The organism is Sphingomonas sediminicola, assembly GCF_049991885.1.
Classification (GTDB): domain Bacteria; phylum Pseudomonadota; class Alphaproteobacteria; order Sphingomonadales; family Sphingomonadaceae; genus Sphingomicrobium; species Sphingomicrobium sediminicola.
The window spans coordinates 2,175,741-2,184,793 of the sequence record NZ_CP178916.1; the positions used below are offsets into that span (position 1 = coordinate 2,175,741).

11 protein-coding genes and 1 tRNA gene are annotated in these 9,053 nt (G+C 64.0%); 7 read left to right on the plus strand and 5 right to left on the minus strand.

The window, feature by feature from the left end:
* The first annotated feature begins 242 nt into the window (after positions 1-242).
* From ACMC5O_RS11320 to purQ, 4 genes are all read left to right on the plus strand, one after another.
* Positions 243-1,946 (plus strand): type I secretion system permease/ATPase, encoded by a 1,704-nt coding sequence (locus tag ACMC5O_RS11320; RefSeq protein ID WP_187708695.1) that lies wholly within the window; start codon positions 243-245, stop codon positions 1,944-1,946.
* Positions 1,943-3,304 carry an HlyD family type I secretion periplasmic adaptor subunit gene (locus ACMC5O_RS11325; RefSeq protein WP_426692878.1) on the plus strand — a complete coding sequence of 454 codons (1,362 nt, stop codon included), beginning with the start codon at positions 1,943-1,945 and terminating at the stop codon, positions 3,302-3,304. The genes ACMC5O_RS11320 and ACMC5O_RS11325 overlap by 4 nt, the downstream gene beginning before the upstream one ends.
* A gap of 95 nt (positions 3,305-3,399) precedes the next feature.
* Positions 3,400-3,642, plus strand: coding sequence for a phosphoribosylformylglycinamidine synthase subunit PurS (gene purS, locus ACMC5O_RS11330; RefSeq protein WP_187708692.1), 243 nt, complete (start codon positions 3,400-3,402; stop codon positions 3,640-3,642).
* Positions 3,639-4,307: a phosphoribosylformylglycinamidine synthase subunit PurQ gene (gene purQ, locus ACMC5O_RS11335; RefSeq protein WP_187708691.1), complete on the plus strand. Its 669-nt coding sequence runs from the start codon at positions 3,639-3,641 to the stop codon at positions 4,305-4,307. The genes purS and purQ overlap by 4 nt, the downstream gene beginning before the upstream one ends.
* On the opposite strand, the gene ACMC5O_RS11340 is transcribed toward purQ, so the two are convergent.
* Positions 4,304-4,519: a hypothetical protein gene (locus tag ACMC5O_RS11340; protein WP_187708690.1), complete on the minus strand. Its 216-nt coding sequence runs from the start codon at positions 4,517-4,519 to the stop codon at positions 4,304-4,306. The genes purQ and ACMC5O_RS11340 overlap by 4 nt on opposite strands.
* A gap of 67 nt (positions 4,520-4,586) precedes the next feature.
* Positions 4,587-4,663 (minus strand) — tRNA-Arg (locus ACMC5O_RS11345).
* A 100-nt stretch (positions 4,664-4,763) separates the two neighbouring features.
* Between ACMC5O_RS11345 and ACMC5O_RS11350 the strand changes: the two genes are divergently transcribed.
* The 3 genes from ACMC5O_RS11350 (at position 4,764) to ACMC5O_RS11360 (ending at position 6,155) form a co-directional block, all read left to right on the plus strand.
* A complete protein-coding gene (locus ACMC5O_RS11350; RefSeq protein WP_187708689.1) occupies positions 4,764-5,333 on the plus strand; it encodes a hypothetical protein in 570 nt (189 codons plus the stop codon).
* Between the two features lie 39 nt (positions 5,334-5,372).
* Positions 5,373-5,591: a hypothetical protein gene (locus tag ACMC5O_RS11355; RefSeq protein WP_426692879.1), complete on the plus strand. Its 219-nt coding sequence runs from the start codon at positions 5,373-5,375 to the stop codon at positions 5,589-5,591.
* A 108-nt stretch (positions 5,592-5,699) separates the two neighbouring features.
* Complete coding sequence (locus tag ACMC5O_RS11360) at positions 5,700-6,155, plus strand: hypothetical protein (RefSeq protein ID WP_187708687.1); 456 nt, start codon at positions 5,700-5,702, stop codon at positions 6,153-6,155.
* A gap of 121 nt (positions 6,156-6,276) precedes the next feature.
* On the opposite strand, the gene ACMC5O_RS11365 is transcribed toward ACMC5O_RS11360, so the two are convergent.
* From ACMC5O_RS11365 to lepA, 3 genes are all read right to left on the minus strand, one after another.
* A complete protein-coding gene (locus tag ACMC5O_RS11365) occupies positions 6,277-6,603 on the minus strand; it encodes a DUF6481 family protein (protein ID WP_246444245.1) in 327 nt (108 codons plus the stop codon).
* Between the two features lie 140 nt (positions 6,604-6,743).
* Positions 6,744-7,079 carry a hypothetical protein gene (locus ACMC5O_RS11370; RefSeq protein ID WP_187708686.1) on the minus strand — a complete coding sequence of 112 codons (336 nt, stop codon included), beginning with the start codon at positions 7,077-7,079 and terminating at the stop codon, positions 6,744-6,746.
* A gap of 125 nt (positions 7,080-7,204) precedes the next feature.
* Positions 7,205-9,022 carry a translation elongation factor 4 gene (lepA, locus tag ACMC5O_RS11375; protein ID WP_426692880.1) on the minus strand — a complete coding sequence of 606 codons (1,818 nt, stop codon included), beginning with the start codon at positions 9,020-9,022 and terminating at the stop codon, positions 7,205-7,207.
* Between the last annotated feature and the right edge of the window lie 31 nt (positions 9,023-9,053).

Consider the following 9,053-nt stretch of genomic DNA (forward strand, 5'->3'; position numbering starts at 1 on the left):
CAGAAAACCACAGTTTTGCGCCATTCTCTCACGGGAGCCACGCAATCGCACTGCAGAGGTCAGGGGTTCGATTCCCCTCAGCTCCGCCAGCCTAAGCATCTGGATTCTCTTAAACTTTCTGATGGCGCCAGCCACGGACCGCGTTACATGTGCCGGTCCGGGACTGCCTGGCAGCGCATGCTTCGCCCATCGTGCAAAGGAAGCTATGCTGGCATTCCGAGGGGAAGGGTTTCAGCGGCCTGATGAAGATCGCGGGTATCGAGTTGCCGAAAGACATGGCGGAGGCCGCGGAGGCCTGCCGCCCTCATTTCGTCGCAGGCGCAATTTTCAGCCTGTTCATCAACCTACTGTTCCTCGCGCCCGCCATCTACATGCTGCAGGTCTATGACCGGGTCGTCGCGACCGGCGGCAAGATGACCTTGCTCTTCATCACCATTGCGCTCGCGATCGGGCTCATGGCACTCGCCGCGCTCGACGCGATCCGGAATCGGCTGCTGGTCCGGGCAAGCATGCGCCTCGACACCTTGCTCGCGCCGAAGATCCTGAAGCGAATGATGGCGCGCAATTCCAGCGCGGCCGTTCAGGCGATGCGGGATTTCGACACGATCCGCCAGGCGATCGGAAGCCCGGTCGCGGGCGCACTGTTTGACGTGCCGTGGTTCCCGCTCTTCCTGCTGGTCGCCTTCCTGCTGCATTTCTGGATCGGCGTGCTCGCGACGATTGCGTCGATCGTGCTGTTCTTCGTCGCCTGGCGCAACCAGCGGGCCACCGCCGAGACGATGCAGGTTGCGACGCAGGCCATGGCCTCGTCCCAGGCCGCCGCGCAGACCGTCGCTCTCAACAACGACACGGTCCGGGCGCTCGGAATGGTCGGATCGATGGTCCATCGGCAGCTAGAACAGCGGGCCTTCGGGCTTACGCGACTTGCCGACGCCCAGTTCACCGGCGGCCGCTATTCGGCGACGAGCCGTTTCCTTCGGCTGTTCGTTCAGTCGGCGGCGCTTGGCCTTGGCGCACTGCTCGCGATCGCCGGCTATATTTCTTCGGGCGCGATCGTCGCTGCGTCGATCCTGCTGAGCCGCGCCCTCCAGCCGGTCGAGGCGGTGATCAGCGGATGGCCGACATTGACCAGCGCGCACGCGGCCCTGAGGCGGCTTGCGGATGTGATGGCGGGTGTGCCCGCGGAGCGAATCTACACGCGGCTTCCGGAACCCGCCGGACGGGTGGAGATCGACCAGGTCGGACTGCGTGGCCCGGACGGTCGGCCGATCCTTTTCGGAGTCTCGTTCGATGTTTCGCCCGGCGAGATGCTTGGAATCATCGGACCGAGCGGCGCCGGAAAGACGACGCTTGCGAAGATACTCGCGGGGGCGATTCCCGCCGAAGCTGGAACCGTGCGTCTCGACGGTGCCCAATATGCCGATTGGGAGCCGGACGCCCTTGCCCGGCATATCGGATATCTGCCGCAGGAACCGAGCCTGTTCGAAGGCACGATCAAGCAGAACATTTCCCGCTTCGCCGACGGCTCGGATGGCGAGGACGTCGATACGTTGGCGGTCGCGGCTGCAAAATCGGCCGGTGTCCACGATCTGATCCTGAAGCTTCCCAAGGGCTATGACACGCCGCTCGGCCCACTCGGCAATGGCCTGTCTTCGGGGCAGGCCCAGCGCGTGGCGCTGGCGCGGGCGCTCTATGGTAATCCGGTGCTGCTGATATTCGATGAGCCCAATGCCTTTCTCGATTCCGACGGCGAGGCCGCGCTTCTGCGATCGCTTGCCGGAGCGTTGAACCGCGGTGCGGCGGTCGTGATGATCGCGCATCGCCGGTCGATCCTGGCGGGTGCGAAGCGGCTGCTGGTCCTCGAAGGCGGGCGGCCCAAGCTTCTCGGTCCGTCGCAGGAAGTCGCCGCGCGCCTGTCGCAAGTCGGTGAAGGCGGCGCGTCATGAACCTGCCGGCAAGGCTCATCGCCCCGATCGTGGAGGCCTACCAGCCCGACCTTCCGGCCGACGATCCGCGCCGTGACATCCGGATCGGTGCAGCGATCGTCATCTTCTTCTTCGTCATCCTGCTCGGCTGGGCAGCTTTCGCCCCGCTCGATGCCGCAGTTCCCGCACAGGGTGTGATCGCCATTTCGGGCAATCGCCAGACGGTCCAGCACCGCGAGGGCGGCGTCGTCACCGCGATCAACATCCGGGAAGGCCAGCGAGTGAACGCGGGCGACGTCCTCATCGAAATGGCCGCGCCGGACCTCAAAGCGCAGGAACGGGCGCTGACCAGCGACTATCTGACCAATCTCGCTCAGCGCGCGCGCCTGATGGCCGAGCGTGCGGGGCAGCGAAATTTCGCCCCGCCGGTCGAGTTCGCCGGCCTGTCTCCCGAAGACCAGGTGCTCGCGGCTCAGGCGCTCGCCCTGCAACGTGCCCAGCTAAACGCGCGGCTCGCGTCGATCTCCGCGCAGCAGTCCGTCCTTGGACAACGGTCGCTCCAGCTCGGCGAGCAGCAAGGCGGCTATTCGGAGCAGATCGCCTCGCTTCGCGAGCAGCAGCGGCTGCTTGCCGACGAGCTCGCCGGAATGCGCGAGATTGAGAAGAAGGGATTCGCGTCGGTCAACCGCATCCGTGCGCTGGAACGTGCGCTTGCCGATCTCAAGGGCCGCGAGGCGGCGATGCGCTCGGAAATCGCGCGCGCTGGCGAAGGCAAAGGCGAAACGCGAATGCAGTCCGTGTCGATTGAGACCAACGCGCTCGAGCAGGTTGCGACCGAGCTTCGCGACACGCAGGCGCGGCTTTCCGACGTTTTTCCAAAATTGATCGCAGTTCGAGAGCAGCTTCAGCGCGCCCGCGTCCGAGCGCCTGTCTCGGGGCAGGTCGTCGGCCTTTCCGTGTTCACGATTGGCGGCGTGGTCGCCCCGGGCCAGACCCTGATGGAAATCGTTCCTGATCGTCGTACGCTCGTCATTCAGGCGCAGGTCGCTCCGAACGATGCGGATGATGTCTACCAGGGCCAGGAAGCGCAGGTTCGTTTCGTCAGCGTGCACGACCGGACCCTTCCGCTGCTGACCGGGAAGGTGCGGACGATATCCGCCGATAGCTTCACGGATGAGAAGAGTGGTCGCTCTTTCTTCCGCGCCGAGATCGAGGTGACGCCCGAGCAGCTGCGAAAGGTCGGAGGGACGCTTGGCCACGGCCAGCTTCGGCCCGGCCTTCCCGTCGAAGTGCTGCTTAACGTCCGCAAGCGAACTGCGCTTCAGTACATCCTCGAACCGCTTACCCGGAACCTGTGGGGCTCCCTGCGAGAGCAATAATAGCCGCTTCGCGGGTGAGATTTGCACGCGCGGCTGGACGCTCATCGCGCTCTGGGGCAAAGGGGCGCCACCCACTTCGAACAGCACAGGCAGTCATGAAAGCGCGCGTCTTCGTCACCCTGAAGCCCGGAGTTCTCGACCCGCAGGGCAAGGCTATCCATCACGCGCTGGAAGGCCTCGGCTTTTCCGGCGTGCAGGACGTCCGAGCCGGCAAGCTGATCGAGCTCGAGCTGGCGGACGGCACCTCCGATATCGCCATCGAGGATATGTGCCGCAAGCTCCTGGCCAACACGGTCATCGAGAATTTCCGGATCGAGCGTTTGGAGACCGCGGCTTGAGAAGCGCGGTCATCGTCTTTCCCGGCTCCAATTGCGACCGCGACCTCGCCGTCGCGATCGAGCAGGTGACGGGCCGCGCTCCCGCGATGGTCTGGCACCGCGAAAGCGAGCTTCCGGACGGTACCGACTTCATCGCCCTTCCCGGCGGCTTCTCCTACGGCGACTATCTGCGGTCAGGCGCGATGGCCGCGCGCTCGCCGATCATGCGGGCGGTGTCCGACGCGGCCAGCCGCGGCGTTCCGGTGCTCGGCATCTGCAACGGCTTCCAGGTCCTGACGGAAACCGGACTCCTGCCCGGCGCGCTGATGCGCAACGCCGGCCTCAATTTCGTCTGCCGTCCCGTCGGGTTAAAGGTCGAGAACAGCCAAAGCCTGTTCACCTCGCAATATGATGCAGGCGAGAACATCATCATCCCGGTCGCCCACCACGACGGCAACTTCCAGGCCGATGCGTCGACGCTCGATCGGCTCGAGGGCGAGGGCCGCGTGGCCTTCCGCTACACCGAGCAGGTCAACGGCTCGTCGCGGAACATCGCGGGCATCCTCAACGATGCCGGTAACGTGCTCGGAATGATGCCGCACCCGGAACGCGCGCTCGAGCCTGCGCACGGCAACACCGACGGCAGGCGCCTGTTCGAAGGCCTGTTGGAGACGGTCGCGGCCTAATTGCGCCGTGTTACGGGAATTTGATGGCAGCCCGCCTCGCCAGGCGGAAGCATGCACAGGAACAGCCGGTCGGGCCCAGCCTGATCGACCACGATCATCCGCCGCTCGAGCGTTTCGGGACTGGTAAACACGACGACCGTTGCCGCGCGGCCCGGCTGGGCGGCGAGAAGCGCGCCTGAAACCCCAACGACGGAAACCAACGCCACACGCATTGCTTGCCCCCTTTTCCCCGTCTCCGCATTGGCCGCCGCGATTGAACGCGAAATGAATGCGAAAAACTGGCGCGCCCGGTAGGATTCGAACCTACGACCTCAAGCTTAGAAGGCTCGTGCTCTATCCAACTGAGCTACGGGCGCGCGATGCGACAGTCCCTACCTGCATTGCCGCGTTTGAAAAACTACTAGTGCGAACCGTCGCGTTGCGCTTAGCTGCCGACGAACCAGCGGGGGAGCTCGAATGACGAAGAAATTGATGGCCGGCGCAGCAGTTCTCGCTGCCTTGCTCCCCGCCGCATCACAGGCGCAGGAGCAGCCGTCGACCGAGCTCGTCCTATATCCGAAGGGCCATTACAAAGGCGCAGGTTATTCGATCGCCGGCGCGTCACAATCGATGCGCGTCTTCACCGTTCGCAGCGTGAAGATCCCGGAAGGCATGGCGTGGGAGCTGTGCAGCGGCAATACCTTCACCGGCTGCACGGAATTCTCCGCGTCCGACCCGGCGATGATCATGAATGTTCGCTCGGTCCGCCCGGTCGCCGCCAAGATCACCACCGTCGGCGCAGCGGTCGGCACCGTCGTCACCGGTCCCAATCCCTCTCTCCACGGTCTTGCAAGCGAATATTTCGTCGCCCCCGCCGTCACCAATGGCGGCGCCCGCGTCGAAGTCACGCCAGGCACGTCCGAAGCCATGTCGCAGAAGGCGCGCGACTTCTGCCGAAGCCACGGCTGGCGGCAGTCGGTCTATGCGCGGCTCCAGACGATCGAGGGCAGATCGTTCCTTGCCGACGTCCTCTGCGCCGACGAATAGACGGCGCTCGATTCCAACCTTTAGTCCCAGGAGTATCCGATGTCCCTGTTGATTGCGTTGCTTGTTGCCGCCAGTCCCGCCGCCGCTCCGGAAGCAGTGGAAAAGAAGCCCCGCCTCAAGTGCGAATGGATCCACGAGGTCGGCACCTCCCGCCCGCGCCGCGTCTGCGAGAAGCGCGTCGAGCCGAAGCCGGCCGAGCAGGCGAAGGAGGAACCGCAGCAGCAACTGCCAAAGTCGGAGCCGCTTAAGACGGAGTAGAGCAGATCGCTCTTCCCGCACTCTTTGTTAAATTTTTGTTAGGAGCGACTCGACGCTCTGTGTTTCCCCCGTGTCGACGTCGCTCGTCCGTCAATCAGGGGGAAGTTCATGAAGACCATGGTTCTGGCCGCGCTCGGCGCGGCTTCGATTGCGTTCGCGTCCGCACCGGCGACCGCGAAGCAGTACGTCGATTACACTCCGCAGAAGGGCTATTGGGACGTCAACGCGGTCGAGGTCGATCCCAACCACGTCGACGATTACCTCACCGGCCTCAGCAAGTCGCTCATCCCGACCTACGAGACGCTGAAGAAGCGCGGCCTGATCGACGATTACAAGTTCATGGTTCGCAGCGGCTACGTGAAGGGCTCGCCGAACGTCCTGCTGATGACCCACTCGAAATCCTATGGCGTGCTCGACGCGGACCAGGCCCGCGACCAGGCGATCGACAAGGAGATCGAGGCACTCTTCACCAAGGAGCAGAACGACGCCGCCATCGCGGGCTACGAGAAGTACCGCACCTTCATCGACAACGCACAGTGGACCGACATCGTCATGAAGAAGTGACGCGTTGAGTGGGAGCGAGCGGCCGGCAGGTCGCTCGCCTGCCCCGCCCTTCGCGTTCTACGGCGGGCCACGCGCTGCTTCCCGATGCTGCGAATTCGCTCAACTGCGCTCGGCTACTCCTTCATTTCCGATTCTTCCGCGCCGCATAGCGGGCATCACGTGCGGCCTTCGCCTCGGCCTCGGTCGGGGGAGCGGAGGCAGCCGCTTTGGCTGCATCGTCCGCCGCTTTCGCTTCTGCTTCGGCCTTCTTCGTGGCCGCCTTCTCGGCCTTGGCCTCTTCCCGCCGCTGGCCGGCCGCCTTGCGCTCGGCGGCCAGCTTCTCGTCGACTGGCGGCCTGGAACGAAATTGCTCCAGCGCCTTCTGCTTCGCCTGCGCGGACTGGCCGGCGCGGTCCTGGTATGTGCTGTTGTAGGTCATGATTGAAATGGTCTCCTGATCGGGCAGCATGCCTTTTCGCCGCGCAGGGCGGTGGGGTTCAGTGTCGACAACGCCGGACAGGCCTGGTCGGGCCGATCCGCCGGCCCGTCACGAAACGGGGCGCGGTCGCCCGCGCCCCCCTTACATGCTTCAATCGAAACGTACGAAGTCTATTCGCCGGCGCCCGTCGGGTTGCAATTCGCCCCCGGGAAACCGCCCCGCTGGCCCTCGCGGGCTGCGGGATCGCTGGGGTTGGGAAGGAAGCCCATGCTCATGAACGAACCGTAGGACTGGGTGTGGCCGCCCGGATCGACCTGAACCAGCGATCCGCCAGGCCCGATCGGAAGCCACAGGCCGTCAGGCGTGTCGTTGAGACCGGAAAAGGCACATGCCGAATTGCCGTTGATCGGCAGGTCCTTGCCACTACCGGTGATCTCGCCGGCGTACGCGGGAGTAGCCGCCAGCATGGCAGCCGTCATCGCTCCGAGAACTGCGCTCTTCATCATCACGAATTCCTTTGTGCGGAGTCTGCGACAGCTGAGTTGGTCGCAAAGGCTCAGGCGGCCGCCACCTTAACATATTTTAATCTCGCCGTCCTATAAATCGGCGTGAGTTGACCGGTGGGGTGCGGTTACTCTTCCCCCATCCGGAGCGCGGCGATGAAAGCCTCCTGCGGGATCGAGACATTGCCATATTCCCGCATTTTGGCTTTGCCCTTCTTTTGCTTCTCGAGCAGCTTGCGTTTGCGGGTCGCGTCGCCGCCGTAGCATTTTGCGGTGACGTCCTTGCGCATGGCGCTGATCGTTTCGCGGGCGATGACCTTGCCGCCGATCGCGGCCTGGATCGGGATCTTGAACAGATGGCGCGGGATGAGCTCCTTCAACCGCTCGCACATGCCGCGGCCACGCTGTTCGGCAGTGCCGCGGTGGGTGATCATGCTCAGCGCGTCGACCGGCTCCTCGTTGACCAGGATGCTCATCTTGACGAGGTCGCCCTCGCGGTGGCCGATCTGCTCGTAATCGAAACTGGCGTAGCCGCGGCTGATCGACTTCAACCGGTCGTAGAAGTCGAACACTACTTCGTTCAGCGGAAGCTCGTATTTGATCTGGGCACGCTGGTGGGCGCCGCTACCGACATAGGTCAGCCCCTTCTGGATACCGCGGCGGTCCTGACACAATTTGAGGATCGCCCCGAGATATTCGTCGGGGGTGTAGATGGTCGCCTCGATCCAGGGCTCCTCGATGCTCTCGATGCGGTTGGGGTCGGGCATGTCGGCCGGGTTGTGCAGTTCGATCGTCTGCGCCGCCTCGTTCTTCGAATGGGTGAGATGCATCTTGTACACCACGCTGGGCGCGGTGGTGATGAGGTCCAGGTCATATTCGCGGGTCAGCCGCTCCTGGATAATTTCGAGGTGGAGGAGGCCGAGGAAGCCGCAGCGGAAGCCGAAGCCGAGCGCCGCGCTGCTTTCGGTTTCGAAGCTGAACGACGCGTCGTTGAGGCGCAGCTTGTAAAGGCTGTCGCGGAGCTTTTCGAAGTCCGCGGCGTCGACCGGAAACAGGCCGCAGAAAACGACCGGCTGCACTTCCTTGAATCCCGGCAGCGCCTGCGCGGTGGGGCGCTTGGCGTCCGTGATCGTGTCGCCGACGCGGGTTTCGGCGACTTCCTTGATCTGCGCGGTGATGAAGCCGATCTCGCCCGCGGCCAGCTCCTGCAGCTGCTCGATCTTCGGGCGCATGCAGCCGACGCGGTCGACCAAATGAGTCGTGCCGGCGGCCATGAACTTGATCTGCTGGCCCTTCTTGAGGACGCCGTCCATCACGCGGACGAGAATGACGACGCCAAGGTAAGGGTCGTACCAGCTGTCGACGAGCATCGCCTTCAGCGGCGCGTCGCGGTCGCCCTTGGGAGGGGGGATCTTGTCGATGATCGCCTGCAGCACCTCGTCGATCCCGATGCCGCTCTTCGCCGACGCCAAGACGGCCTCGGAGGCATCTAGCCCAATGATCTCCTCAATCTCCTGCCGCACGCCCTCCGGGTCGGCGGCAGGAAGGTCGATCTTGTTGATGACGGGAACTATTTCATGATCGTGTTCAATGCTTTGGTAGACGTTAGCTAACGTCTGGGCCTCGACGCCCTGGGCGGCGTCCACGACCAGGAGCGCGCCTTCGCAGGCGGCAAGCGACCGCGACACTTCGTATGCGAAGTCGACGTGGCCGGGGGTGTCCATCAGGTTGAGCTCGTAGCCGTTCCATTCGAGACGCACGGTCTGCGCCTTGATGGTGATCCCGCGCTCCTGCTCGATTTCCATGTTGTCGAGGATCTGGCCGTGCGTCATCTCGCGCTCGGTCAGCCCGCCGGTCCGCTGGATCAGCCGATCGGCGAGCGTGCTCTTCCCGTGATCAATGTGCGCAATGATCGAGAAATTCCGGATCTTCGTGATGTCTTTCATTTGGGTGGGGCCGCTAGCAGGGGATTGAAGC